Consider the following 23576-nt stretch of genomic DNA (forward strand, 5'->3'; position numbering starts at 1 on the left):
AAGGCCCCTTATGCGGCCGTCCGCCGGGGAACTACGGGACCCGCTTCTGGCAGAGATACTCCTGCACCAGCGCCAGCTCCTCGCGCGTATTGATGTTGAAGACGAGCCGGCGATCGTGCAGGAGGAGGCGCAGCTCCTCCTCCGGGCCGTCGAGGCCGCCCGCCGTCAGGATGTTGATCCCGGCGGGACAGGCCGGCACGCCGTCGACCGTCTCCATGTACTGCGTGCGGCAGCCGTGCTCTTCGCAGAGGTCGCGCGGCACCCACGTGGAGCATGCCGGCGTTCCCGCCCGGCGCCAGGCGTCCTCGACGCCGGCGACGATGTCGGGCGCAAGGCAGGGCAGGTCGGAGACGCAGGTGAAGAACGGCGTTCCTGCTTCCCCGAGGTCTTCCGCCGCCGCCGCACGGATATCCTCGACGTAGCCAAGCCCTTCGGCTTCATACAGGGCGACCCCCTGCGCCCGGCACCAGTTTTTGGTGAACGGTGTCCGGTGCGAGGCGACCACGACCACCTCGTGCCCTGCGGACGCGAAGGCGTCGATGACGTAGGAGAGCATGGGCGTTCCACAGATGGTGACGAGCGGCTTCTCACCCATCCGGAGCCGGGAGCCCTGCCCCCCGGCCATGATCAGGACAAGCATGCTTCGAGCGCCTCGACGAGTTGCCGGTTCTCCTCGCGGGTCCGCACCGCCACGCGGATGTGGCGGGGTAGCCCGAACGACCGGCAGTCACGGACGAGGATGCCGCGGGAGAAGAGCCGCCCGGCAAGCCTCGCCGCCTCCATCGGGACCTCCATCAGGATGTAGTTCGCAGACGGGGGCTCGTACGCGAGACCGAGGCCCTTGAGGCGGCCGCAGAGCCACTCCCGCTCCCGGGCGATCCTCTCGCGCGAGCGTTCGAGGTCGCCGTAGTGCCGGAAAGCCTCGATGGCAAAGGCCTCGGCGAACGCGTTCACCGTCCAGGGAAGGCGCACGGTCTCCACCCGCTCGATGAGTTCGGGCGTGCCGAACCCGTACCCGAACCGGATGCCCGGCACGGTAAAACTCTTTGTCAGGGAGCGCAGGACAAAGAGGTTCTCGTGGGAGAGAACGACGACGCTCTCGCGCGGATCGGCGAGCTCGATGAACGCTTCGTCGACGAAGAGATACCCTCCCCCTTCCGCCGTCTCGGCGAGCAGTCCGAGGACTTCCGGGCGGGTGCAGAGCCTGCCCGTCGGGTTGTTCGGGTTGCAGAGGAACCGGACGGCGGCACCGCTCTCATCGGCCGTGCACCGGGCACCGGCGAGCCTCGCCGCCATCTCGTACTCGGCAAACGTCGGCGGCCTGATGCAGGCGGCGTCCCCGTCGTCGAGCACGGCGGAACAGAACGCGCGGATTAGTTCGACGGACCCGTTGCCTACGGTGATCTCCGCCGCATCGCGCCCGAACGTGCTGCCGATCGCCTCTTTGAGCGCCTCATAGCGGTCGTCCGGGTAGTCTTTCAGCACCGAAGGGTCCGGTGTCCAGGGGATATCGGGAGGATACGGGTTCACATTAGCGCTGAAATCGATCAGCTCGCCTCTCTCCCGCGTGCGGTGCCAGCGTACCCGGCCGCCGTGTTCCATCCTTTCAGGGAGGTTTTCTCTCATAACTATGGCAATCCTGTGAAGGTACGTTGTCTGCTGCTATCCATAAAACCGTTATGCCGGGCCCCGATTCATTTCAGAAGATATTTATACCATACCAGTATTATGCCTTATCTGATGCAGTCAGACAAAGAGATTACGACTGTCTGACAAATGGCAGACTTCAGGCTGCTAGATGTCAGATATGAGTGATTGAGATGATGGATCGGATAACTATCAGATTGCCCCGGCAGCAGGTTGAAATGCTCGAGAGGCTGGTGGAGGCCGGCGAGTTCCCCACGGTATCGGAGGCCGTGCGGTATTCCGTCAGGGGGCTTCTCGAGAGACATGGCAACCGTGCCCTACGCGAGGCCGAACAGATTTCATTCCAGGTTTAGGAGGTATTAGATGCAGACAATCATCAATGAGGCATTGAAACATGCAGAACGAGAGAAGTACCTGAAGGCAGACTCGGGCGAGGATGAGGACGATATCCTCGGCCAACCGCGGATTGTCATCGTGGGGTGCGGTGGCGCAGGCAACAACACCGTCAACCGCCTCTACCACATGCAGGTCAGCGGTGCGGAGACGATCGCAATCAACACGGACAAACAGCACCTGGACATGATCCAGGCCGACAAGAGAGTGCTTGTCGGCAAGTCGCTCACCAAAGGCCTTGGGGCCGGCGGGTTCCCGGATGTCGGCAGGCGTGCAGCCGAGATGGCCCGGCCGACCCTCGAAGGCCTGCTCTGCGACGCGGACCTTGTCTTCATCACGGCCGGCATGGGTGGCGGGACCGGCACGGGGACGGCTCCGGTCGTCGCGCAGATAGCAAAGGAGCAGGGGGCAATCGTCGTCGGCATGGTCAGCTACCCCTTCCAGGTCGAGAAAGCCCGGCTCCTCCGCGCGGAAGAGGGGCTTGAACAGCTCTCAGCCGCCGCCGACTCGGTCATCGTGCTCGACAACAACCGTCTCATCAAGTTCGTGCCGAACCTGCCGCTCGGTCAGGCGTTCTCGGTCATGGATCAGCTCATCGCGGAGACCGTCAAGGGCATCAGCGAGACGATCACGGAGCCTTCGCTCATCAATATCGACTACGCAGACGTGCGTGCCATCATGAGCAAGGGCGGCGTCGCCGTGATGCTCGTCGGAGAGAGCAAGCAGCAGAACAAGGCCGAGAGCGTCGTCCACGAGTGCCTGAACCACCCCCTGCTGGACATCGACTACCGTGGAGCGACGGGGAGCCTCATCCACATCACGGGCGGCAACGACCTGACCCTCCAGGACGCCGAGGAGATAGCAAGCTCTCTGACCTACGAACTCGACCCCCACGCGGACGTCATCTGGGGAGCGCGGGTGAACAGCGATTACGAGGGGAGAGTCCGGGTCATGGCGGTCATGACCGGCGTCAAGAGTGCACAGATCCTCGGAAGCCATCGTGCCTACGAACCAGCGAAGCAGCGGTCCGGCGCACCTGTCGGCAGGCGCATGGCGGGGGATACCGCAAGCGGGCATCTCATCGATTTCCTCTAACCCCCATCACCCTCTTTCGCGTATCCTCTCACCCCCGGATCACCCCCGGCGGCGTGTCCCCGGACTCCTGCGAAATACTTAATAGTCCGGATGACGTTTGAATTATAGACGTTCTTGTATAATCCCTCCAGCACGGGGTGTATTGTGCAGGGCGCAGAACCTGCGGGTCTGCGGTTGCCGAGTACCGAGGTTGAACACATGAGCAGACTGATGAATGACGGCCTCGATCGCGAGTCCGGAAAATGTCTTTTCTTGTGGTGTAGCCGCTACATAAGCCTCAGGCATCCCGCGGCACACGGGAGCGAGCTCCTGGCGGGGATATGAGATAGGTACCGAATGTCGAGGATTGGTAGAGAATGCTGAACGATCTGATTGAGAAGAGAAAGAAAGTCCTTGCGGAGTCTGAACAGCACAAAGACCGGCGCAATGAGTTGAACGCGCTCGCCAGCAAAAATGCCCGGGAACGCAACACCTTAAACACCCAGACCCGCGAATTTGTCGAGGAGGCGCAGCAGCATAAAGAGCAGCGGGATACGATCAACGAGGAAGTCCAGGCGCTGAAAGACCGGAGGAACGAGTACAACGACAAGGCGAACGCGCTCTTTGAAGATATAGAGTCTTTCAAGAAGGAGCACGGCAACCTCCGGAACCGGGGCATCAAGGAACTGCAGAAGCAGATCGAGCACCTGGAGTTCAAGCAGCAGACCGAGGTCTACAGCACCGACAAAGAGCGGGAACTGATCGAGAAGATCAAGCAGCTCAAAGCGGCGGCGAAGGACCAGGAGGCCGAGCTCGAGCAGAACAAGGAGATGCGGACGAAACTCGCCGAAGCCCGTGAGTTCCGGAGGCTCGCCTCAGACATCCACAAGGATGTCACCGAGAAGGCCGAGGCTGCCCAGCAGCACCACGACCTGATGGTGGAGTCCTACCGGAAGGCCGACAAGTCCCGCGAGGAGGCGGACAAGGCCCACCAGCAGTTCGTCGAGGCCCAGGAGGCGGCGGACGAGGAGCACAAGCAGTTCATCGCCTGCCAGAAGGAACTCCGTGATTACGACAAGGTGATCTCGGGCCTGCGCAAGAAGACCCGGAAGACCAAGGTCACCAAGGAGCAGAAGGCCGTCCGGAAGGAAGCGGAGCGTATCTTCCAGCAGTTCCGCGGCGGAGAGAAACTCACGACCGACGACCTGCTCCTGCTCCAGCGTGCAAAACTTATTTAATACTTTTTTCACTTCTCCCTGCAAATTATTTAATAGATCTGAGGAGATGTTCTATTGCATGGCAAAAGAGCGAACGCTCGTCCTCTGTGTCGATCGCGATGATGATCTCGGGTTCAAAGCCCGGATCGATGGTCCCATCGTGGGCAGAGAGGCATGCCTCCATGCGGCGACCTCCCTTGGCCTCGCCGACTCCGAAGACTCCGACGTCAACGCGATCTTTGAGACGATCAAGATCTACGACGAGCTCACCGCCCGCGGCGAGGAGGTCGCCGTCGCCGTCATCTGCGGCAACCACATGAACCTGCTCGAAGGGGACCGGCGGATAGCCGCGAGCCTCGATGCGATTCTTCTCGCGACAAACTCTACGGCCTGCGTCCTGGTGACGGACGGTGCCGAGGACGAGTACGTCCTCCCGATCATCCAGTCCCGGGTGCCGGTCAGCAGCGTGCGCAGGGTCGTGGTCAACCAGATGCCGAACCTCGAGGGGACGTACTACATCCTCAGGCGTCTCCTCGACGACCCGAAGGTCTCAAAGATCGTGCTCGTGCCGCTCGGTCTTGCCATGCTCCTCTACGCCGTGGGCTACCTGCTCGGGTACCCGGAAGGCGCAACCATCGTCGTCGTCGGCGTCGTCGGCACCTACCTGCTCTTCAAGGGCGTCGGTATCGACGAGATCTTCGGCTACCTGATCACATCGCTAAAGACCTCGCTCCATGGCGGCAGGTTCACCTTTGTCTCCTACATAACGGCGATACTGCTCGGCATCGTCGGGATCGTCCTCGGGCTCATAAGTCTCCTCGACTACTATACCTCCGCAGGGATCTTCTTCCAGGTGCTCGCGTTCATCTATGGTGCCATCGCCTGGTTCACCGCCGCCGGCCTCGTTGCATCGGGGGGCAAGATCATCGACGTCTTCTTAAACGAACGGGAGGCGATCCGGCGGGTGGTCGCCCTGCCGTTCTTCGTGCTGGCGATCGGGGCCATCGCCTACGGGGCGAGCATCTACATCCTCTCGATCAGCGAGATCTCCAGGTTCCCCATATCGGCAGATGCCGGCGTAAAATACATCATCTTCGCCACGATCGGGGGCCTCTTCTGCGCCTTCCTCGGCGTCTACCTCCAGTCACTCCTCGGCCGGTGGGGAGACGAGCACGAACCGCTCGCGCTGAAGAGGGGCGCGTGAGGCTCTGCCGGGAGACCTCGCCGTCGCACCCCGGGGCACGCCCGGGCACCGCCCTCCCGGCGTAGTAGCCACCACGGTTCACTGAACGAGGCCTGACCCCCGGGGAGGAACCTGTTCCTGGCCGGCTCTTCCCGGTCTTCCGGGAAACCGGCGTCAACACCGTTTCCTGGCACGGCTCACCCCCGGATATCGCAAACACTGCCCCCGCCCCTAAGGGGAAGGGGGCGTGGGCTTGCAGAGAGGTATTTTTGGGTGTCGCTTTTTCCGGGGAGGGGGTTTCCCCTCCCCGGTCCCCACCCCCCGTGGCGATAGCCACCACGGTCCACTGTCCGGGGAGATCCCGGAGAAGAACCAGATCCGGGCTATATCCCTGCACCCCACCTGCCCCCTCCAGGGAAACCGACACGAAGGGCGCCCCCGGGCACGGCTTCCCACTGGATATCGCCACGCACTGCCCTGCCCGGGGTCGGGGAGGAGCCGAAGGCCGGGCGGGGAGGGTTGCCGGAGAGCGGCGTTATGAGTATCCCCTACAGGGATGCTGGGGCGGGGCGAACGGGCCTGGTGTTTGGCACGGTTCCCGGCAGCGGACCGGATCACCTCCGGGCACGCGGTTCCCCGCCGGATAACGATGCGCGCTGCAGGCCGGGCCTGTTCACGGTCGAGCAAAATAGCCGAGCCCGTCAGGGAACTCGCTGATATTCTCGTAATGCCTGACGTCCTGCGGGGTGATGATGGTGAGCGAAGGCACGACCACGCCGAACCGGTGCGCGGGGAACCAGTACGACCCCTGCCCGTAGTTGTCCGAGACGTTGTTCACACGCACCTCGGCGCGCTCGAGATCGAGGTACTGAACTCTCGTCTCGTTGAAGTTCAGGATATCAAGTGTCTTCTGCCTCAGGTCGGCTTTCCCGAGGAGGAAGACGAGGAACGCGATGCCGCCGTCGATCGTATAGTTCATGGTGACGACGGCGTTCTCGTTCTCCAGCCGGATGGTGACGTCCTTTACCGTGATGTAGCCGTACCGCTCCTCGCCCACCGCTACGGCGGGCGCGACGAGAGCAGCCACCAGCATCAGCATCACTCCGACCGCCACCCACTTCATACTACAATAGTTATGGGGTGACTCATAAAACCTTTATGGTCCACCGGGACCAAAGAGGCCATATGCTCGAATTTTCAGCCGAATTACTCTCATAAAACCCGTTTTTGCAATGCGCCGGCACCCAGCAGCGCAACGCCGGGAACGCCGGTAAGGGAAGAGGCGCCGACGACGCGCGGTCCCGCCGGGCTCCTCCCGTCGAGGCACGTGAACCGGGGCGAATCCCCAAAAAAAGTGCTTCGAGGCCTCACTTCGCATGAGCGAGGACGATCTCGATGCTTGAGACGTTCGTCTTTCCGGTGTCGGTGTCGATCATCTCGGTCGATGTGAAGATCTCTTTCTTGCTTACGTTCTCTAAGAACCGGTTGAGTGCAATCTCCGCTGTATCGACCGCACGCGAAATAGCCTTCCCCCGGGCCTTAATCGCAACCTCCTCCGCTCCGTTGTTGAACTGGGTGACCACCGCGAGCACATAGTTCATGACTGGTTTGTTTCCCACGAATACTGTGTTATCCTTTATCATCAAGCCCACCTCGCCTAAAGATACTTCCTCGAGTATATCAGCTCTGCGTTGAGGACGGATGCGCCTGCAGCCCCACGGATGGTGTTGTGCCCGAGCGCAACAAACCGTAATCCTTCCCGGATTCTCCCGACGGACACCGTCATGCCCCGCCCCCGGTTGCGATCAAGTCGGGGTTGCGGACGATCAGGCTGGTCAAAGAGCTCAACTGCCTTTGCTGGTTGTAAGGGTAGATTGCTGAAGGGTGACTTAAAGGTTGCGTAAGCTTTTTTCACCTCGGCAACCGACTCCTTAACGTCGACCCAGACCGCGATGGTGTGCCCGTCGATGACAGGGACCCGGTGACAACTTGCGCTCACCCGGAACGGAGCGGGAACCACCTCGGAACCGTTGAACGTGCCCATGATCTTTGCAGTCTCGGTCTCGATCTTCTCCTCCTCAGAACCGATATAGGGGATGACGTTGTCATAGATGTCCATAGCGGGGACACCCGCAAACCCGGCTCCCGAGATCGCCTGCATGGTTGCTGCACGCACATCGTGGAACTCGAACGGTCTGAGGGGTGCGAGGGCCAGCACAAGGACGATCGTCGAGCAGTTCGGGTTGGTCACGATGAACCCCCCGTTTCCGCGGTCCCGCTGGACGTCGATCAGGCCCAGGTGATCCGGGTTGACCTCCGGGATCACCAGCGGAACGTCCGGGTCCATGCGGTGCGACCGGGCGTTGCTGCAGACGGCGATGCCCGCATTGACGAGCTCGGTCTCGAGAGGCCCCGCCACATCAGCAGGGAGCGCCGAGAAGACGAGATCGCAGTCCTTCAGGCTCTCGACGGTTGTGGGAGTGACGACGATATCGCTGACGTTGTCCGGGTACGGCGCATCAAGGCGCCAGTTGACCACTTTACCATATGGTTTTCCCGCACTTCGTTCAGAAGCGGTGAGTGTCTGGAGATGAAACCAGGGATGATCCGCTAAAAGTTGAACGAAACGCTGTCCCACCGCTCCTGTGGCACCAAGCACTCCTACATGAATCATAGACAAAAATATCTGTAGTGTAGGAGGTATTAAAAGAGTATGTTTCTTTATTCCATCGAGATTGCCTCAGACGGGCACTCGTCGACGCAGGTTTCGCAATCGACGCAGAGATCAGGGTCGACCTTGGCTTTGCCGTCCTCCATGGTGATGGCGGAAGCCGGGCAGACTTCTATACAGGTCTCACAGGCGGTACACTTCTCAATATCAACAACTGCTGGCAATTTTTTTCCTCCAAGCGTACATGTTTTTCTAGCGTCGTAAAAATAAATTTCGTTTCCGAAAGGCGGTTGGGAGCCTCCCCTCAGATCCCGAGGACATCCTGCATGGTGTATATGCGCGGTTCTCTCCCGACGACCCAGCGCGCAGCCCGGACGGCACCCTGCGCGAACACCGCCCGGTCGTAGGCCCGGTGAGAGATCTCGATGCACTCAAAGTTCCCCGCGAAGAGGACCGCGTGGTCGCCGACGATATCGCCGCCGCGGATGACGTGCACGCCGATCTCGTTCTTCCGTTCCGTTGCACCCACACGGCCGTAGACCTTCTCGCGGTCGCCGAGCTCCTGGTCGAGGATCTCAAGGATGGTCTTTGCGGTGCCGCTCGGGGCGTCCTTCTTGTGACGGTGGTGGGCCTCCGTGACCTCGATATCGTAGTCGCCGAGCTCGCGAGCGGCTTCCCGCACGAGCTTCCAGAAGATGTTGACGCCGACGGAGAAGTTGCTCGATATCACGGCGGGGACGTTCCCCTCGACGGCGCCCCGGATCGTCTCCCGCTGTTCAGGAGAGAACCCGGTCGTCCCGACGACGAGCGCCACGCCGTTTCTCGCGGCGGCCCTGACGTTCTCGACGGCAGCGGCCGCGACGGTGAAGTCGACAAGGACGTCGGGTTTCTTCTCCTTGAGGAATTCGTCAAGCCTCGTCGCAGGGACGACTTCCGTCCCAAAGAGCGTTCCCTCCCTCACGTCGACGCCGCCGACCAGGGAGAGGTCGGGGGCCTCATCGACGATCCGGCCGATGGTGGTGCCCATTCTCCCCAGGGCCCCGGATACGGCGATCTTAATCATAGCTCTGTAGCACCTTCCTGAGTTGTTCCGTCTTCTGCCCGTCCAGGTCGTCGAGCGGCAGCCTGACCGGTCCTGCGGCCATCCCGGAGAGCCCGACCGCCTTCTTCACGGGGATGGGATTTGTGTCGATGAACATCGCCCGCATGAGCGGCGAGAGTTCGAAGTGCAGGTCCTGTGCGCGGGCAAGGTCGCCCGCGCGGAACGCCTCGTACATCTGCACCATCCGGCCGGGGTCGACGTTCGCGGTCACCGATATCACGCCCGCGCCTCCCAGCGCGAGGACGGGAAGCGTCATCGCGTCGTCGCCCGAGAGCACGACGAACTCCTCGTCCCGCGTCCCCTCGATGATCCGGGATATCTGGACGATATCGCCGCTTGCCTCCTTCACGCCGACGATATTCGGGTGCCGGGCGAGCTCGATCACAAGGTCCGGCTGGAGGTTCTGCCCCGTCCGGCCGGGGACGTTGTAGAGGACGATGGGAAGACCGATATCGGCAAGCTTCGTGAAGTGCTTGACGAGACCGGAGCGGTTCGGCTTGTTGTAGTACGGGCTGATGACGAGGGCGCCGTCCGCGCCCGCGTCCTTTGCCGACCGGGTCAGCCGGATCGCCTCTTCGGTGTTGTTCGACCCGGTCCCCGCAAGCACCGGCACCCGTCCGTTGACGACCTCGATGGTCTCGGCGATCACCCGCTCGTGCTCCTCAAACGTGAGCGTCGCGGACTCCCCGGTCGACCCGCAGGGGACGATGCCGTGGATCCCGCGTTGCAGCAGCGATTCGATGTTGGACCGTAATCCTTCAATATCGAGACTCATCCCGGAGTCCCGGTGAAAAGGGGTAACGATTGCTGGAAGGATTCCCTCAAACATATAGTGAGGTTTACCGCTTCCTGGTATTTATCTTTCTTGAGATGTATCCGGCAACCCGGTTCCGGACAGACTTGCTCCCGATCGTGGCGACTTCGGCGACGGCATGCTTATTCTCATCAAAGTCTCCGCTAAACCTTTCGCGATGCTTGACGATGAGTTCCTCGCCGAGGTTCTTGATATATGATGGCTTTATTCCCATGTGGACCTTCCCTTACAATTGTGCATAGGTAATGCGATTTGACAGTTTAAGAATATTGTGTGCGACCGTGACCGGATCTTCTCCTAACACCCGGATCATCGGTTCTTTCCCCACGGCGCCCCGGTCGTAGATGACGTCGGGCACGCCCTCCCGGCAGCAGGAGGCGACGCCCCAGTCCATCGTCTGCACCCCCGGCGGTTCGTTTGCCCGGTCAAACGAGCAGATCTCGAAGAGGAGGTTCTCCATCTCGAGAAGGAACGTCTCCGAGAAGCGGATGTTTGCCGCACTCCGGATCTCCGGGTCGAAGCGCATGACCGTGAGGACGATCCGGGCCACGTGGTCGCTTGCCCCAAACGCGATCTCGCCGACGGGGTGGACCCGGCCGCCGAGCCTGACGATCCGGCCGGAAACCGCCGCCACGTCGTCCCTGCTCCGCGCGTCGGGCAGGGCGTAGACGATGTTCATCCCGACCTCCGGGATGAGCCGGGCGTCCATCCGTTCGGTGAGGAGCGTCGCCGCCTCGTTCATGCGGTCGATCACCCTCGCGCGGTCTTCCTGTGTCATGCTGTACTCCTCATATCGGGCGCCTCATAAGGATTCCGTTCAGGTGAGGCCGATATCGGCACGGACATCAATGAGCCCTTCGACCGCAAGGCGAAAGAATGTCTCCATATCCATGAGGGACTCGATCATCCGGATCCTCTCGCGCTCGCACCCGGCGGCAAACGACTTCTCCTTAAACTTCTTCTTCACGGTCCGGGGCGTGACCTCGCTGACCACCCCACCCTTCACCAGGGCGCAGGCGATGATCAGGCCTGAAACGCTGTCCGCCGCCTGGAGCGCGATCTCGACGGGCCGGACGTAGTCAGAGAAGAGCGTGTGGTTATGACGCCTGACGACGTCCGCGATCTCCTCTGAGACACCGTTCTCGATGAGGATCCGGTGGCCCTCGATGCCGTGCCGGTCCATATCCCCGGCGACAAGGTCGTAATCGATGTCGTGCAGGAGGCCGATGATCTCCCAGGTGCCGGCATCCTCGCCGAGGTGTTCTGCGACCCTCCTCATGATGCCCGCCGTGGCGTGGCTGTGCGCAATGTGCGACGGCGACGCCACGTAGCGCCGGAGCAGGGCCGGTGCCTCGTCTCTCTCCATGGGGGACGGGTTGTCCGGCGCAGGGATAAGCGTGCGGGTCTTATGCGCCGGCACAAACGTGTGGAGGGTCGCACCTGGTATCCGGCCCTGTCGAACCCCCGTTCCGGTCTCTTTCTCGCCACTTCCGGTGAGACTGGTGCCGGACCCGGATGCTCCACGGGATCACCCTGTCCGGTGGAGCGATAGCCCGGATCCGGTCCTTTCCCGTGGAGTGGACCGTAGCGGATATCGCTATTGAGGGCGGGCTCCTCATACATTCTTCTCCGGCAACCCCCTCCCCACCCGCGCTTCGCGCTCCTCCCCCGCCCCGGGGTGGGGGCGGGGGCAGTCTCCGCGATACCCGGCGGGATGAGCCGTGCCCGGGCAGGCCTCCGGATGCGGCCTTCCCGAACGGGCAGAGAGGGGTTCCGACAAAGCCTGATGCATCCTCTCCGGGGATAGAGATATACCTCCCGGTATCCAACTCCATTACATGAATCTACGGGTTCTTGAGGTGCTGGCCGCGATCGGGTGCCTTGTGCTGTTCATCGTGCTGCTGGTGATGCTGCCCGGACTGATGACGGGAATGGAGGGGCTTGCATACATCGCCGCGCTGGTCGCCTTTATCGCTGCGCTCAGCACCGCGGGCTACATGATCGATAAAAAAGCCGCTTAACCCCGTTTTTTCCTGATGGTTTTCCGGAGCCGGTAGTAACTCAGAGGATGGTTGATCCGCTCGCAGTCCCTGTCCCGGTTGGCACAGAGCCCGAAGGTGCGCATGGTGGCGCACGAAGGCGGGGTGTACTCGGTGCCGCCCCGGCCGGAGATGTGCTCCACCTGGTACATCGTCTTCTCCAGGTCAAAGTCGGGCGCCCGCGCAAAGATCTCCGCAATCCCGGTGGTGGTCATACCGATGGTGTGGAGGAACGACGTGATGGCGAACCGCCCCATGTGCGTCAGGTTCCCCCCCGCGGTGATCGCCGCGATGAGGGCGCTGATGCAGGGCGGGAACGCCTCCTCCTTCACCTCGCCGAACTGTTCGAGGATCTGCTGCTGGAGCAGCGCGGAGATCTCTGTTGCCGCCGGCGCGAGACGTTCGCAGATCCCGGAAGGGACCCGGAGCGGCATCTGGTCGACGAGGATGACCCGGATCCGCTCCCGGATGAGTTCGTCGGTCTCGCCCGGTTCGAGGTGCACCGTCCCCTGCCGTACGTCGCGGTTGATGAGCCGCCAGCGCTGGTCGCGCATACGGGGCACCAGTTCGACGTATCGCGTGACCGGCATTGCGGACGCATCGGGATCGATGCCGAGGCTCAGTGCGACGTAGCGCCTGATATCGGGTCGTTCGGTCGCGAGGAAGAAGGACGCGCGTTCCGCCTCGTAACGCGCAAGCCGGTCGATGAGGGACCGGTCGCCGATGCAGGAGACCAGCACCCGGGCAAGCGCGTAACTTGCTATCTCAAGCTCGGGCCTGAGGTTTGAGGCGCTCTCGTCCTGGAACTCCCGTTTCGCCGATATTGCGGCGATCACCCGCTCTTTTGCCCGTTCAAGCGCGAGAGCCCCCGTAGCCCCTGCAAGAAACTCTTCGAGCGACTCGACGTGCCGGCGGGCCAGCTGCTGGGACTCTTTTAAAAAAGGATATCTGATGAGTTCTTTACGATCGAGTACGACATCCATCAATCGGCCTCGATCCGAGGAGCAAGGAGGTACTCGACATGGCCGTTGCCGTCTGCGATATCGAAGGCAAACCGTACCGGGTGATCGATGCCGAGGTAGACCTCCACCTCGTCCGCGCGTGCCATGACCCGGCCCATGTCTTTGAGGTAGTCGAGCGAGAAGAGGGAACGGGCCCGCACCGGGTTGAGCGCGACGAGCTCGTCTTCGCCGAGCGCGAGTTTGATGTGGTCGGTGTCTCCCTCCGCCTCCATGTAGAAGGTCATGGCATCGGGGTCGATCCCGAGAGCGATCTTGTCGGATATGACGGCAGCCGCTTTGATGGCGTTGTTCAGCGCGTCTCCCCGGAGGACGGCCTTACCGGGGAGATCGATCGCCGGGGGGTTTGGATCTTTCCGGATGGTGTTGACGTCAAGCAGCGTGACCGAGTAGCGGTAGCCCCCGAAGCTCAGTTCGAGTTTCCGCTCTTCGTCGAGCAGGCTGAGCGTCAGCACGTCGCTCTTCCCCATCATCCCGAGGATGTTCTTCATCTTGGTGATGTCCAGGCCCAGTTCTCCGGTCGTTGCCGAGAAGGAGTTGAACGCCGTGCTCCGGAGGTCCAGGGAGACCATGGCCACGTTTGCGGTATCGACGGCCCGTGTCCAGGTGTGGTCGTCGGCCGTGTGCAGGCGGCACTCCGTCACCAGTGCGGCGATCGCGTCGATGGATTCCCGAAATATTTCTGCATCAATCGTTGCCTTTAACATTGTGACCCCTTATCAAACTCTCGTCTAACGTATATAATCGCCCTATTCATTTTAGTGCTTTGCTATATACCCCGGCGTGTTCCGTATGCCGTAATCCTATACATTCATGGTTACCTGTACCAAACACTGTATATAGTCTCCTGATCGTGCCCGGCAGCATACGTACCGCCTGTCGGCCTCAAGCGGAGGGCAGTCTCGCAATGGGTTCGCAATGGACAAAAGACAGCGTCTATAGGAAGGCGATGAAGGCCGGGTACCGGGCCCGTGCCGCCTACAAGCTGCTGGAGATCCAGCAGCGCAACGGGATCATACGGCCGGATGACAACGTCGTCGATCTCGGGGCGGCGCCGGGGAGCTGGCTGCAGGTGATCCGCGATCTGACCGGCGGGAAGGTCATTGGCGTGGACCTCAATCCTATTGCACCCATGGAGGGCGTCACCACCATCGTCGGGGACTTCACCGATCCCCTCGTCCAGGAGCGCATCCGCGAGGAGGCGGGCGGGATCGTCAACGTCGTGGTTTCCGACGCCGCGCCGAAACTCTCCGGCCAGAAGAGTTACGACCAGGCCCGGGCGATCGGGCTCGGCGAGGATGCTCTCTCGTTCGCCTGCACGATCCTGAAGCCCGGCGGCAACCTGGTGATCAAGTCGTTCCAGGGGGAACTCTTCGGGGACTTGATCGCCGCGGTAAGGCAGCATTTCTATTCCGTCCGCGGGTACCGGACGAAGGCGTCGCGGAAAGGGAGTGCCGAGACCTACATTATTGCAAAGAATTTCAAGGGAAGATGTGATGGTGCTGAAGGACCCCTATAACCGGACCGTGACCAATCTCCGGATCAGCCTGACCTCCCGGTGTAACCTGCGGTGCATCTACTGTCACGCCGAGGGCGAGGTGAGCCCGAAAGAGCAGATGAGCGCCGCGGATATCGCCGAACTGATGCAGGTGGGCGTGCGGTTCGGCATCAAAAACATCAAGTTCACCGGCGGGGAACCCCTGCTCCGCCGCGATCTCCTCGATATCGTCCGTTCCGTGCCGCCGGGCGTCGAGTCCTCGATGACGACGAACGGGACGCTCCTTGCCGCAAAGGCTGCGGCGCTCAAGGAGGCGGGGCTTGCCCGGGTGAACGTCAGTCTCGATACGCTCCGCCCCGAGCGTTATGCGGCCATCACGGGGAAGGACTGCCTCGCGGATGTCCTTGCCGGGATCGATGCGGCGGTCGAGGTCGGCCTGACCCCGGTCAAGCTCAACATGGTGCTCCTTGAGGGGATCAACGAGGATGAACTGGACGATTTCATGGCGTTCGTCCGGTCGAAGCGGGACCTCATCCTGCAGGTCATCGAGCTGATGGAGTTCAACGAGTGCAAGTTCCACGGTGATGTGGACAGCGTCGAGCAGGAGTTGAACGAACGGGCGACGCGGGTCGTCACCCGCAGGATGCACCACCGAAAGAAGTACTGCCTCGACGGCGCCGAGGTCGAGGTGGTCCGGCCTCTCCACAACACGGAGTTCTGCGGGTTCTGCAACCGCCTGCGCGTGACCTCTGACGGCAAGCTCAAGCCCTGCCTCCTCCGGAGCGACAACCTGGTCGATATCCGGGGCAAACACGGCAAGGAGCTCGAGGACGCGTTCAAGGAGGCCGTCAGCAGGCGTAAGCCGTTCTTTGTGTGAGCGGCAGGGGTACTCTTTCTAAACCCCGTGCCGCTGCTGCCCTCGAGCGTAGCGACCGCGCCGTCACCTGCTCAAGACCCGCCTCCCGCAGACGGCACCACCCTCCGTCCCCTCACCCCACCCGCGCTTCGTGCAGGTGGAATACCCATACGCTTCTCCGGCACCCCGCCCGGCCTTCGTGCAGGTGGGATACCCGTATGCCGCTCTCCGGCAGCCCCCACCCCCCCGCGCCTCCGGCGCTCCTCCCCCCCCCCGGGGGCGGGGGCAGTGCTGGCGATATCCGGGGGAAAGCCGTGCCAGGAATGGTGCTGACGCCGGTTTCTCGGGAGACCGGGAAGAGCCAGCCCGGACCCGGTTCTTCCCCGATCTCCCCATGGAGTGAACCGTGGTGGATATCGCCACGGGGGTGGGGACCGGGAGGGGTTTCGCCTCCCGCAGGGGATACCCATACGCTTCTCCGGCATCCCCGCCCCGCCCGCGCCTCCGGCGCTCCTCCCCCCCCTCCCGGGGGCGAGGGCAGTCATGGCGACATCCAGGGGAAAGCCGTGCCCGGGAGTGGTGTCGACGCCGGTTTCTCGGGAGAAGGGGGGGAAGTGCGAGCCCAGACCCAGTTCCTCCCCGGGCGGTGAACCGTGGTGGCTATCGCCACGGGAGGTGGGGGCAGTGCGTGGGGATATCCGGGGATGAACCGTGCCCGGGAGTGGCGTTGACGCCGGTTTCCCGGAGGGGTGGGGAAGGCCGTGCCCGGGGTACGCCTGTCATGTGCCGTTTCAGGCCGGACGGTAGGCCGGACCTTGGCGGATATCCCCCCTTTTCCTGCCGCCCCTCCCCGGGTGCCGCCCGGCGTTTCCGGCCTCCCTGCACGGAAGGAGTACTTTTTGTACCACCCTCCCCAATAGGAGAGTATGCTGGAAGTGAACGAGTACGCCCGTGTCATGCAGAAACTCTACGGCAAATCGCTGATCCTGGAGAACCCGACCGAGTTTCACCCGATCCTGTACTTCTACTTCACCGATGCCCTCGCCCACATCGACTTCACCCTCGGCACCCAGGCCTACAACTACATGTCGCCCAAAAACATCATGGGCATGGAGTACATGCGGTGGCGCCTGGACGAGGGGGAGGTCGGCGAGCGGGCATACTTCCCCGACTTCGTCAACTGGCTCAAAGAGGAGCACCCCGAGAAGTTCCACGACCTCCCGATGCTCTGGTCCGGCATCTACGATCGCGACGACCCCGCCCAGTACCGGAGTTTCCGGATCGTCCTCAACCCCGACGATAAAAAGCCGATCCCGGCCGGATACCTCTCGACGTTCATCGACGAGTTCTTCGACCCGCAGTTCATCAAACAGCTCTATAAGACCTCGTCGCTTGCCCGCCTCTTTGACGAGTATGCACGGGGCAGGGCCGCATAACAGCGGGGATAGGGAATGGACGCCGCCCGACTCACGTCGTCGCTCATCCGGATCCAGAGCGAGAACCCGCCGGGGAGCACCACCGACCTCGTCGCGTTCATCGGGGAGTTCCTGGACTCGATCGGGGTGAAGAACCGCGTCGTCTCCCACCCGGGCGGGCGCGACGACCTCATCACGACTGAACCCGACCCCCGCCTCCTCCTCTGCGGCCACGTGGACGTGGTCCCGGCCATCCCCGACGACTGGACGCACGACCCCTACGGTGGCGAGGTTGCCGACGGCTACGTCTGGGGGCGAGGCGCCACCGATATGAAGGGAGGATGCGCCGCTCTCCTCATCGCCTGCCGCGACCTCGTCGAGAGCGGGGTGGAGCCGAAGGCGCAGTTCGCCTTCGTCTGCGACGAGGAGACCGGCGGCCCGTACGGGATCCGGTCGCTGCTGGCAAAGAACCTGCTCCTGCCCCGCGACTGCCTGATAGCCGAACCGACGCCGGAGATGAGCCCGGCGGTCGGCCAGAAGGGCCTCTACCGGGTCGACCTCTCGTTCCGCGGCAGGCCGGGCCACAGTTCCCTCTATCCCCTGGTCGGGAAGAGCGCCGTCATGGCGGCGTTCGACCTCGTCGGGTATTTGCGGGAGGTCCACGCACGCCCGTTCCCCCCCGGCAAAGACCTGCAGCCGCTTGTTGCGCAGTCCGCCCGGATCTTTGCCGATATCTTCGGTATCGAGGGAGGGGACAACATCCTCACGCGGGTGATGTTCAACCCGGGGCGCATCGAGGGCGGGGAGAAGGCAAACATCGTGGCAGAGCAGTGCCGGATGGAACTGGATATCCGGGTGCCGTGGGGGTGCCCTCTCGACGACCTGAAGAGGAGCATCGCTGAACACGCCCCTGATGCCGCCATCCGCGAGACGGATGTCGCCGCGCCGACCCTGACCTCCCCGGACGCCCGGGTTGTCCGGACGGTTTGTGCCGAGGTGGAACGGGTCTACGGCACGCCGGCGGTCCCATTCCTCCAGTGGGCCGCAAGCGACGCGAAATACCTCCGCGATAAAGGGTTCGATGTCGTGGAGTACGGGCCGGGGGAGATCCCGACGCTGCACGCGGTGGATGAACGGGTCTCCGTGGAGCAGCTTGAGAAGGCGGTGGATGTCTACCGGGGGGTTATCCAGGCGTATTCGGGGTGAAAAAACAGGTTGTTCCAGCACAGGCTGCCCTGCCGGCCCCTGTGCTCCTATGGTTTCACCTATCCTTTGGGATTGACGGCCGACTGGCCATCCTGTCGGACTGCCGATATAACCTGACCGACTGCCGATCTGAGATCGTTGTAAAGTGTGGCGTCCGACTTCACGATGAGGATGATCGACGCCGTGTAGACGGCGGCATGAACGATGAAGAACGCGAGGGTGCCGTACCAGCCGGCTGTCCCGATCTCGTTGATATAACCCCTATTTACGTAGAGAATCCCCCAGGAAAGGGGGAACTCGATGTAGACCACGGCCTGGAGGAGATAAAATACGATCACGTCCCTGAGCGAGCCGACCAGCAACAGGGCATAAAACGGGGTAAGCCAGACCAGATACTGCGGGCTGTGGAACTTGGTGCAGAAGATGACCGAGAACAGAGTGACGACGATGAGAACGAGAAGCCTGCGCGGGCTTTCGACGCCTTTGACCCAGGAGACAAGGACCAGTGAGCCGGCGATACCGATCATGAGGGCATACATGGCAAGGGAGATGATATCCTCGGAGATCGGTATTTGGAGCAACCCGTTGAGGATATTGTACAGCGTGTACGTCACGGTATTGGCATAGACCCCGACGCCTGTGCCGGTGGCAAAGAGAAACGGCCTGTACCAGTCCTGCACGAGAAAGATCATCGGGACCAGGAGGATCACGCTGCACCCGGCGGCTACCTTCAGAAGCGAGACGATCTCTGCCTTTCGCGATGTTTCAGCCGCATTGAACAGGATGAGGTAAGGAACGGCGATGATGGGGAATATTTTCGTGAAGAAACCCAGGATGACTGCAAGGTAGCCCCTGGCCGGCATGCCGTAGACCGCAGCGAATACGCCGAGGACAAGGAGGAACGTGGGGAACGAGTCGTACTTCGTCAGGATGAAATACGACGCTGCAAACGCCGTTGCATACAGGAGCGCTGCCCTGAAAGCCTGTTTGTCGTCGAACAGGCGCAGCCCGATGAGATACACGAGGAACAGGGTAAGAATGTCGAAGAAGGCCATGAGCACCTGAAAGCCGGTGACGTATGCGTTGGGATCGTTCGCGATCACGGCGGGAATGAGCGGTATCAGAACCGGGATCATGAACAAGAATGGGTACTCGACGGAGAAGTCGACATAAGGAATCTGCCCGTTCAGCACGTTCGCCGCATACCCGAAATACACCGAGATGTCGAAGAGATCGACGAACGAGCCGAAGAGCGAGACCGTAAGGAAGAGCACCATCAGCTTTGTGATGATCGAGGTTATTCCGAGGAGAGAGAGATTGCGGGCCAGGGTCTGGCGATCGATGTTCGGTATTGTCAGTCCACAGACAGAGCACGATGAAGCAGAACTTCTCTTCCCTTTCCTCATATCTCAATGTTTGTTCATACAGTATATGAGGGTGTCTCTTCGCAACAGGCCGGAAATGGACTGTCTGTCGGTAAATTAGAGGGAATCCTCGGATTCGGCCGTCTCGGGAGTGCGTTGCACTCTCTACCCGATCTATCCCCGGCAGTTGCCTCGATCGTCGAGGGACTGGTTGAGATGCTTCGATCTCTTGCCACCAGGTCACTCCCGCATGAGCGCGGTTTGCACCGGGCGGCACTCCAGCGCTCCCGCATTTATCCTTCGAAGCTCGGATTCATCACGTTCTGGAACGCAATTAAGATGGATCGACAGTCTTTAATCATTATCAAAAAAACAATTCCCTCAGATGTCTTCAAGACGACCCATACGGCTTATAAGTGCCATCGGTATTGCCGTTTTTCTGGTGATCCTCATAAACCTCGATACTCCTGCGATCCTCGCCGCCCTGCTCTCTGTGAATGTACACTACCTGATCGCAGCCCTCCTGGTCAACGGACTGATCGTCGTCATCAAAGCAAAAAAGTGGAACATCATCGTGGACTCGATCCGCCCTGGTTTCTCCCTGTGGCAGAGTATCGTCGGTTTTTTGATCGGTTTCTCTCTCTCCACCCTGACGCCGGGGAAGGTGGGCGACGCCGTCCGGTGCCTGTACGTCAAGAACGATTCGTGTACGACGGGGATGGCGCTCTCGACCGTTGCGATCGATCGGATAATCGATCTGGCTCTTCTGTTTGCGTTCGGAATAGTCGCCCTGATCGCCTTCTCGGTCATCATCGGCGTGGAGATCCTCTCGGGCGGGCTGCTGCTCGTCCTCGTGTGCGCTATTGCCTTCGGCATCTTTGCAGTCTCCCGCAAGACCTACATGGAAAAGATCCTCAGGCCGTTCTTTGCCGCCCTTGTCCCGGCCCGGTACCGCGACCAGTTCTCAGGATATTTCAATGATTTCTATACCGGGCTCGATACATTTCTTGCTTCACGCCGGCAGCTGCTGGAATGCACCGGGTTCGGGATTGTGTCATGGATACTGGCCGTGATATACGCTTCTCTTCTCGGGAGGTCCATCGGCATCGACGTGGGCTACTACATGTTTCTCGTGATCCCGATCATCAGCATGCTGGATCTCCTGCCGATCAGCATATCGGGTGTCGGAACCCGGGACGCCACGCTGCTCTACCTCTTTGGCATCATCGGGATCGCCCCCGAGACGGCTATTGCCTTCTCAATCCTCTATCTGGTATTCAGCTACTGGTTTGTCGCGCTCGTGGGGCTGCCCTTCTGGCTCCTGTACCCTGTCCCGCTCACCGGGCTCAGTGACACCGGAGTCCCTGCACAGCAGAGCGAGGCCTGACCCTCTTCATCACGATGCGTCGGGTCCGGGCCGTCCTCGTCACTCTTTGCGGCCGACAATGCCCACGGCGTAACTATAGTACTCCCTGAACGGGAAGTACTTCTCGAGTCTTGCGAGTCTCCGCCGAATAGGGAATGGAAGGATCTCTCTGTCGTTCGTCGCGAGAACCGGTGTTGCCTGGAGTCCGAAGCACTGTCCGACCTCGACTCCCGCATCCTCAAGCGTGGCCCTCAGCCGTATCGGGGAGTAGTCCTCCTCGTACCCGAACTCGAATCGTTTCATCCGGTAAGCAACCTCTTTTCCGATTTTATACCAGAGGCAGAAGGTGTTCGGGACGATCACGATCACCCGCCCGCCCCTTCGGGTAACTCTCGCCATCTCGGCGACCGCTGCAACGTTTGCGGGGTGTGGAAAGTGTTCGATCACGCCCGAGTTGTAGATGAGATCGCAGCTCCCGCTGCAGAGAGGTATCCGGAAGATGTCGCCCTGGAGAGGCGCGCCACAGCTGCTTTTTGCAATTCTGAGAGCGTTTGCCGATATATCGAGCCCGATCGTTCTGTGCCGCGGAGAGAAGATACGGAGAGTCTGTCCTGTACCGCAGCCCGCCTCGCAGACGGTTGAACCTGCCGGGAGCGCGCGCTCGATCTCGGTCATGAAATCGAGGTATCTGATGCTGTAATCGCTCGTGATCTGTTCTTTACCCCAGATTCTATCCCAGAGTTCTGCGTCGTGGTGCGGCCCCTGCATATGTCCACTACCTCTTACGAGCGCCACGGCCGGTGGAGATATTTCGTCCGGACGATCTTTCTCATCATATTCAGGTTGTTGAAGATCTCCCTGCGAATGTTGATCTTAGACTCACCGTACCGCCGCCTGTGCAACTCGACGGGAACCTCGACCACCCTGTAGCCGGAGATGAGATACTTCGAGATGATCTCGGCGTTGATCTCGAAGTTCTCACTCTCCAGATCCAGTTTCTTCAGGGTATCGGCTCTATAAAGCCTGAAGATCGGGCTTACACAGGTGATGGGCTGGCGCAGCAGAATCCGGTACATATAATTGACGGATTTGCTGAAGAAAAGGCGCATCGGAGTAACCTCCTCCATGAGCCCGGTCTTGAGGTATGGAGAGCCCGAGACGCATTCGGGGCGGTCGCGAGCGTATGCCGTCAGAAGCACCGGTATGTCTTCAGGCCTGAAGGTGAGGTCGGAGTCCATGGTGATGATGAGGTCGGCATCGGTTCGCGCGAATCCCGTCTTGAGCGCAGCACCCATCCCCCGGTTTTTCTCATGATTGAGTACCTGGACATCTTTGCGTCTCGCTGCAATCGCAGTGATCTTCTCAAGGGTCCGGTCTTTACTCCCGTCGTTCACAAAAATAATGTCGAAGGTCGTATTGTATTCCTTTGCAATCTTATCGATAACCGGAAAAAGGTCGACTTCGTAGCTGTCGACGTTATCTTCTTCGTTATAAAGGGGAATTACTATCGAGACCATTACAACCTTCTCTCGCATTCGTTGGTACCATATTTGCGTGAGGGGATATATCATCGATCTGTTTTAATCCACACCCATTCCATCCAATACTATGAAGATTGCAATCATACTCGGCACACGTCCGGAAATCGTCAAGATGTCCCCGGTGATCCGTTCGTGCTCCAGGAGATCCATCGGCTTCTCTATCATCCATACCGGTCAGCACTACTCGTACGAGATGGACAGGATCTTCTTCCGCGACCTCGAACTGCCCGATGCAGCGTATAATCTTGAGGTCGGCTCCGGGACGCACGGGGCCCAGACTGCGCGCATGCTGACCGGACTTGAGAAGATACTCATGGAGGATCCCCATGACGTCGTGCTGGTGCAGGGCGATACGAACACCGTGCTTGCCGGGGCTCTTGCAGCCTCGAAACTCGGCATTACGCTGGGGCATGTCGAGGCCGGCCTCCGGAGCTACGATCGGTCGATGCCCGAGGAGATCAATCGGATCGTCGCCGACCACCTGAGCGATCTCCTCTTTGCACCGACAAAGACCGCTGCCGCCAACCTGAGGAAGGAAGGGCGGCCCGATTCAGGGATACTTGTTACCGGCAACACCGTCGTCGATGCTGTCATCCAGAACCTATCTATTGCCGCAAGAGACCGGTCAATCTTTTCCAATCTCGGCGTTGAGGAGGGCAAATACGTTCTGGTCACTGCACACCGGCAGGAGAACGTCGACAGGCGGGAGAACCTGTCCGGCATCCTGAAAGGCATTGATCTTGTGAGCAGCGAGTTCGGCGTTCCGGTTCTCTATCCGATTCATCCCCGGACAAAGAAGATGATCGGGCACTTTAACATCCAGGTTCCGGGAAATGTTCGCCTTCTGGAACCGCTCGGTTACTTTGAGTTCCTCCTCCTCGAGGCGTCCGCCCGGCTTGTTCTGACCGATTCAGGGGGCATCCAGGAGGAGTGCTGCATCCTCAAGACTCCGTGCGTGACGATGAGGAACAACACGGAGCGTCCTGAAACAATCGACGTGGGAGGGAACGTACTTGCCGGAACGGACCCGGGGGCGATCCTCTCCGGCGCAAAGGTGATGGACCTCAGGCCAAGGACCTGGGAAAACCCCTTCGGTGACGGGAAGTCGGGCGACAGGATACTCCGGCACCTTCAGGAGACCTTGACCTGCTGAGGGGGAACGGCCCCGCCT

General features: G+C 60.9%; 27 protein-coding genes. 11 read left to right on the top strand and 16 right to left on the bottom strand.

Annotated elements, in window-relative coordinates; genetic code table 11:
• Window positions 1-31: 31 nt before the first annotated feature.
• Both QZ408_RS13615 and QZ408_RS13620 read right to left on the bottom strand, forming a co-directional pair.
• A complete protein-coding gene (locus QZ408_RS13615) occupies window positions 32-640 on the bottom strand; it encodes an NTP transferase domain-containing protein (RefSeq protein WP_292492333.1) in 609 nt (202 codons plus the stop codon).
• On the bottom strand, window positions 628-1626 hold the full coding sequence (locus tag QZ408_RS13620; RefSeq protein ID WP_292492335.1) for a histidinol-phosphate transaminase: 999 nt from the start codon (window positions 1624-1626) through the stop codon (window positions 628-630). Before QZ408_RS13620 ends, QZ408_RS13615 begins: the two co-directional genes overlap by 13 nt.
• Before the next feature lie 194 nt (window positions 1627-1820).
• On the opposite strand from QZ408_RS13620, the gene QZ408_RS13625 reads away from it, so the two are divergent.
• The 4 genes from QZ408_RS13625 to QZ408_RS13640 all read left to right on the top strand — a co-directional run bounded on the left by QZ408_RS13625 (window position 1821) and on the right by QZ408_RS13640 (window position 5535).
• Entirely contained in the window at window positions 1821-2000 is a 180-nt protein-coding gene (locus tag QZ408_RS13625) for a type II toxin-antitoxin system ParD family antitoxin (RefSeq protein WP_292492449.1), read from the top strand.
• 10 nt (window positions 2001-2010) lie between these two features.
• Window positions 2011-3135: a cell division protein FtsZ gene (ftsZ, locus tag QZ408_RS13630; protein WP_292492336.1), complete on the top strand. Its 1125-nt coding sequence runs from the start codon at window positions 2011-2013 to the stop codon at window positions 3133-3135.
• A 356-nt stretch (window positions 3136-3491) separates the two neighbouring features.
• Complete coding sequence (locus QZ408_RS13635; RefSeq protein WP_292492337.1) at window positions 3492-4352, top strand: phosphoserine phosphatase; 861 nt, start codon at window positions 3492-3494, stop codon at window positions 4350-4352.
• A 58-nt stretch (window positions 4353-4410) separates the two neighbouring features.
• On the top strand, window positions 4411-5535 hold the full coding sequence (locus QZ408_RS13640; RefSeq protein WP_292492338.1) for a DUF373 family protein: 1125 nt from the start codon (window positions 4411-4413) through the stop codon (window positions 5533-5535).
• 652 nt (window positions 5536-6187) lie between these two features.
• Here the strand turns inward: QZ408_RS13640 and QZ408_RS13645 are convergent.
• From QZ408_RS13645 to QZ408_RS13685, 9 genes are all read right to left on the bottom strand, one after another.
• A complete protein-coding gene (locus QZ408_RS13645; RefSeq protein ID WP_292492340.1) occupies window positions 6188-6637 on the bottom strand; it encodes a hypothetical protein in 450 nt (149 codons plus the stop codon).
• 244 nt (window positions 6638-6881) lie between these two features.
• Window positions 6882-7157 carry a DNA-binding protein Alba gene (gene albA / locus QZ408_RS13650; protein ID WP_248536023.1) on the bottom strand — a complete coding sequence of 92 codons (276 nt, stop codon included), beginning with the start codon at window positions 7155-7157 and terminating at the stop codon, window positions 6882-6884.
• Window positions 7158-7171: 14 nt separating this feature from the next.
• Window positions 7172-8188 carry an aspartate-semialdehyde dehydrogenase gene (gene asd / locus QZ408_RS13655; RefSeq protein WP_292492343.1) on the bottom strand — a complete coding sequence of 339 codons (1017 nt, stop codon included), beginning with the start codon at window positions 8186-8188 and terminating at the stop codon, window positions 7172-7174.
• 47 nt (window positions 8189-8235) lie between these two features.
• Entirely contained in the window at window positions 8236-8409 is a 174-nt protein-coding gene (locus QZ408_RS13660; protein ID WP_292492344.1) for a 4Fe-4S binding protein, read from the bottom strand.
• An 80-nt stretch (window positions 8410-8489) separates the two neighbouring features.
• The gene (gene dapB, locus QZ408_RS13665) at window positions 8490-9248 is read right to left on the bottom strand and encodes a 4-hydroxy-tetrahydrodipicolinate reductase (RefSeq protein ID WP_292492346.1); all 759 of its coding nucleotides are present in this window, start codon (window positions 9246-9248) and stop codon (window positions 8490-8492) included.
• Window positions 9241-10116, bottom strand: a complete 876-nt coding sequence (dapA, locus tag QZ408_RS13670; RefSeq protein WP_292492348.1) for a 4-hydroxy-tetrahydrodipicolinate synthase — start codon at window positions 10114-10116, stop codon at window positions 9241-9243. The genes dapB and dapA overlap by 8 nt, the downstream gene beginning before the upstream one ends.
• 10 nt (window positions 10117-10126) lie before the next feature.
• Window positions 10127-10315, bottom strand: a complete 189-nt coding sequence (locus QZ408_RS13675; protein WP_292492349.1) for a 30S ribosomal protein S17e — start codon at window positions 10313-10315, stop codon at window positions 10127-10129.
• 12 nt (window positions 10316-10327) lie between these two features.
• Window positions 10328-10879 (bottom strand): thiamine-phosphate synthase family protein, encoded by a 552-nt coding sequence (locus tag QZ408_RS13680; protein ID WP_292492350.1) that lies wholly within the window; start codon window positions 10877-10879, stop codon window positions 10328-10330.
• A 39-nt stretch (window positions 10880-10918) separates the two neighbouring features.
• On the bottom strand, window positions 10919-11467 hold the full coding sequence (locus tag QZ408_RS13685) for an HD domain-containing protein (protein WP_292492351.1): 549 nt from the start codon (window positions 11465-11467) through the stop codon (window positions 10919-10921).
• 472 nt (window positions 11468-11939) lie between these two features.
• Here QZ408_RS13685 and QZ408_RS13690 point away from each other — a divergent pair, with 472 nt between their 5' ends.
• Window positions 11940-12122, top strand: a complete 183-nt coding sequence (locus QZ408_RS13690) for a hypothetical protein (RefSeq protein WP_292492353.1) — start codon at window positions 11940-11942, stop codon at window positions 12120-12122.
• On the opposite strand, the gene priL is transcribed toward QZ408_RS13690, so the two are convergent.
• Together priL and QZ408_RS13700 are read right to left on the bottom strand one after the other, a co-directional pair.
• Window positions 12119-13123, bottom strand: coding sequence for a DNA primase regulatory subunit PriL (priL, locus tag QZ408_RS13695; RefSeq protein ID WP_292492355.1), 1005 nt, complete (start codon window positions 13121-13123; stop codon window positions 12119-12121). The two genes, QZ408_RS13690 and priL, sit on opposite strands and share 4 nt — an antisense overlap.
• Window positions 13123-13866: a DNA polymerase sliding clamp gene (locus QZ408_RS13700; protein WP_292492357.1), complete on the bottom strand. Its 744-nt coding sequence runs from the start codon at window positions 13864-13866 to the stop codon at window positions 13123-13125. The genes priL and QZ408_RS13700 overlap by 1 nt, the downstream gene beginning before the upstream one ends.
• 200 nt (window positions 13867-14066) lie before the next feature.
• On the opposite strand from QZ408_RS13700, the gene QZ408_RS13705 reads away from it, so the two are divergent.
• From QZ408_RS13705 to QZ408_RS13720, 4 genes are all read left to right on the top strand, one after another.
• Window positions 14067-14678: an RlmE family RNA methyltransferase gene (locus tag QZ408_RS13705; RefSeq protein WP_292492358.1), complete on the top strand. Its 612-nt coding sequence runs from the start codon at window positions 14067-14069 to the stop codon at window positions 14676-14678.
• Window positions 14656-15534 (top strand): GTP 3',8-cyclase MoaA, encoded by an 879-nt coding sequence (gene moaA / locus QZ408_RS13710; RefSeq protein WP_292492359.1) that lies wholly within the window; start codon window positions 14656-14658, stop codon window positions 15532-15534. The genes QZ408_RS13705 and moaA overlap by 23 nt, the downstream gene beginning before the upstream one ends.
• A 905-nt stretch (window positions 15535-16439) precedes the next feature.
• Window positions 16440-16949 (top strand): hypothetical protein, encoded by a 510-nt coding sequence (locus QZ408_RS13715; protein WP_292492361.1) that lies wholly within the window; start codon window positions 16440-16442, stop codon window positions 16947-16949.
• Window positions 16950-16964: 15 nt separating this feature from the next.
• A complete protein-coding gene (locus tag QZ408_RS13720) occupies window positions 16965-18134 on the top strand; it encodes a M20/M25/M40 family metallo-hydrolase (RefSeq protein ID WP_292492363.1) in 1170 nt (389 codons plus the stop codon).
• 59 nt (window positions 18135-18193) lie between these two features.
• Here the strand turns inward: QZ408_RS13720 and QZ408_RS13725 are convergent, their stop codons facing one another.
• Complete coding sequence (locus tag QZ408_RS13725; protein ID WP_292492365.1) at window positions 18194-19540, bottom strand: hypothetical protein; 1347 nt, start codon at window positions 19538-19540, stop codon at window positions 18194-18196.
• Window positions 19541-19883: 343 nt separating this feature from the next.
• Here QZ408_RS13725 and QZ408_RS13730 point away from each other — a divergent pair, with 343 nt between their 5' ends.
• Entirely contained in the window at window positions 19884-20885 is a 1002-nt protein-coding gene (locus tag QZ408_RS13730) for a lysylphosphatidylglycerol synthase transmembrane domain-containing protein (RefSeq protein ID WP_292492367.1), read from the top strand.
• A gap of 39 nt (window positions 20886-20924) precedes the next feature.
• On the opposite strand, the gene QZ408_RS13735 is transcribed toward QZ408_RS13730, so the two are convergent.
• The gene (locus QZ408_RS13735; protein ID WP_292492369.1) at window positions 20925-21632 is read right to left on the bottom strand and encodes a class I SAM-dependent methyltransferase; all 708 of its coding nucleotides are present in this window, start codon (window positions 21630-21632) and stop codon (window positions 20925-20927) included.
• Window positions 21633-21646: 14 nt separating this feature from the next.
• Complete coding sequence (locus tag QZ408_RS13740) at window positions 21647-22399, bottom strand: glycosyltransferase (RefSeq protein ID WP_292492371.1); 753 nt, start codon at window positions 22397-22399, stop codon at window positions 21647-21649.
• A gap of 73 nt (window positions 22400-22472) precedes the next feature.
• Between QZ408_RS13740 and wecB the strand changes: the two genes are divergently transcribed.
• On the top strand, window positions 22473-23558 hold the full coding sequence (gene wecB / locus QZ408_RS13745) for a UDP-N-acetylglucosamine 2-epimerase (non-hydrolyzing) (protein WP_292492373.1): 1086 nt from the start codon (window positions 22473-22475) through the stop codon (window positions 23556-23558).
• Window positions 23559-23576: the final 18 nt, after the last annotated feature.

The sequence above is a fragment of the Methanoculleus sp. 10 genome (assembly GCF_913757945.1).
Lineage (GTDB): Archaea > Halobacteriota > Methanomicrobia > Methanomicrobiales > Methanoculleaceae > Methanoculleus.

Excerpts from the sequence above, each read along its gene's own strand:
- wecB (WP_292492373.1), top strand. The coding sequence starts at position 22,473 with ATGAAGATTGCAATCATACTCGGCACACGTCCGGAAATCGTCAAGATG.
- asd (WP_292492343.1), bottom strand. The coding sequence starts at position 8,188 with ATGATTCATGTAGGAGTGCTTGGTGCCACAGGAGCGGTGGGACAGCGT.
- QZ408_RS13635 (WP_292492337.1), top strand. The coding sequence starts at position 3,492 with ATGCTGAACGATCTGATTGAGAAGAGAAAGAAAGTCCTTGCGGAGTCT.
- QZ408_RS13690 (WP_292492353.1), top strand. The coding sequence starts at position 11,940 with ATGAATCTACGGGTTCTTGAGGTGCTGGCCGCGATCGGGTGCCTTGTG.
- QZ408_RS13680 (WP_292492350.1), bottom strand. The coding sequence starts at position 10,879 with ATGACACAGGAAGACCGCGCGAGGGTGATCGACCGCATGAACGAGGCG.
- QZ408_RS13720 (WP_292492363.1), top strand. The coding sequence starts at position 16,965 with ATGGACGCCGCCCGACTCACGTCGTCGCTCATCCGGATCCAGAGCGAG.
- QZ408_RS13705 (WP_292492358.1), top strand. The coding sequence starts at position 14,067 with ATGGGTTCGCAATGGACAAAAGACAGCGTCTATAGGAAGGCGATGAAG.
- albA (WP_248536023.1), bottom strand. The coding sequence starts at position 7,157 with ATGATAAAGGATAACACAGTATTCGTGGGAAACAAACCAGTCATGAAC.
- QZ408_RS13640 (WP_292492338.1), top strand. The coding sequence starts at position 4,411 with ATGGCAAAAGAGCGAACGCTCGTCCTCTGTGTCGATCGCGATGATGAT.
- moaA (WP_292492359.1), top strand. The coding sequence starts at position 14,656 with ATGGTGCTGAAGGACCCCTATAACCGGACCGTGACCAATCTCCGGATC.
- priL (WP_292492355.1), bottom strand. The coding sequence starts at position 13,123 with ATGGATGTCGTACTCGATCGTAAAGAACTCATCAGATATCCTTTTTTA.
- QZ408_RS13675 (WP_292492349.1), bottom strand. The coding sequence starts at position 10,315 with ATGGGAATAAAGCCATCATATATCAAGAACCTCGGCGAGGAACTCATC.
- QZ408_RS13740 (WP_292492371.1), bottom strand. The coding sequence starts at position 22,399 with ATGCGAGAGAAGGTTGTAATGGTCTCGATAGTAATTCCCCTTTATAAC.
- QZ408_RS13715 (WP_292492361.1), top strand. The coding sequence starts at position 16,440 with ATGCTGGAAGTGAACGAGTACGCCCGTGTCATGCAGAAACTCTACGGC.
- QZ408_RS13645 (WP_292492340.1), bottom strand. The coding sequence starts at position 6,637 with ATGAAGTGGGTGGCGGTCGGAGTGATGCTGATGCTGGTGGCTGCTCTC.
- QZ408_RS13685 (WP_292492351.1), bottom strand. The coding sequence starts at position 11,467 with ATGGAGAGAGACGAGGCACCGGCCCTGCTCCGGCGCTACGTGGCGTCG.
- QZ408_RS13615 (WP_292492333.1), bottom strand. The coding sequence starts at position 640 with ATGCTTGTCCTGATCATGGCCGGGGGGCAGGGCTCCCGGCTCCGGATG.
- QZ408_RS13735 (WP_292492369.1), bottom strand. The coding sequence starts at position 21,632 with ATGCAGGGGCCGCACCACGACGCAGAACTCTGGGATAGAATCTGGGGT.
- QZ408_RS13625 (WP_292492449.1), top strand. The coding sequence starts at position 1,821 with ATGATGGATCGGATAACTATCAGATTGCCCCGGCAGCAGGTTGAAATG.
- QZ408_RS13730 (WP_292492367.1), top strand. The coding sequence starts at position 19,884 with ATGTCTTCAAGACGACCCATACGGCTTATAAGTGCCATCGGTATTGCC.
- QZ408_RS13725 (WP_292492365.1), bottom strand. The coding sequence starts at position 19,540 with ATGAGGAAAGGGAAGAGAAGTTCTGCTTCATCGTGCTCTGTCTGTGGA.
- QZ408_RS13620 (WP_292492335.1), bottom strand. The coding sequence starts at position 1,626 with ATGAGAGAAAACCTCCCTGAAAGGATGGAACACGGCGGCCGGGTACGC.
- QZ408_RS13700 (WP_292492357.1), bottom strand. The coding sequence starts at position 13,866 with ATGTTAAAGGCAACGATTGATGCAGAAATATTTCGGGAATCCATCGAC.
- dapB (WP_292492346.1), bottom strand. The coding sequence starts at position 9,248 with ATGATTAAGATCGCCGTATCCGGGGCCCTGGGGAGAATGGGCACCACC.
- dapA (WP_292492348.1), bottom strand. The coding sequence starts at position 10,116 with ATGTTTGAGGGAATCCTTCCAGCAATCGTTACCCCTTTTCACCGGGAC.
- ftsZ (WP_292492336.1), top strand. The coding sequence starts at position 2,011 with ATGCAGACAATCATCAATGAGGCATTGAAACATGCAGAACGAGAGAAG.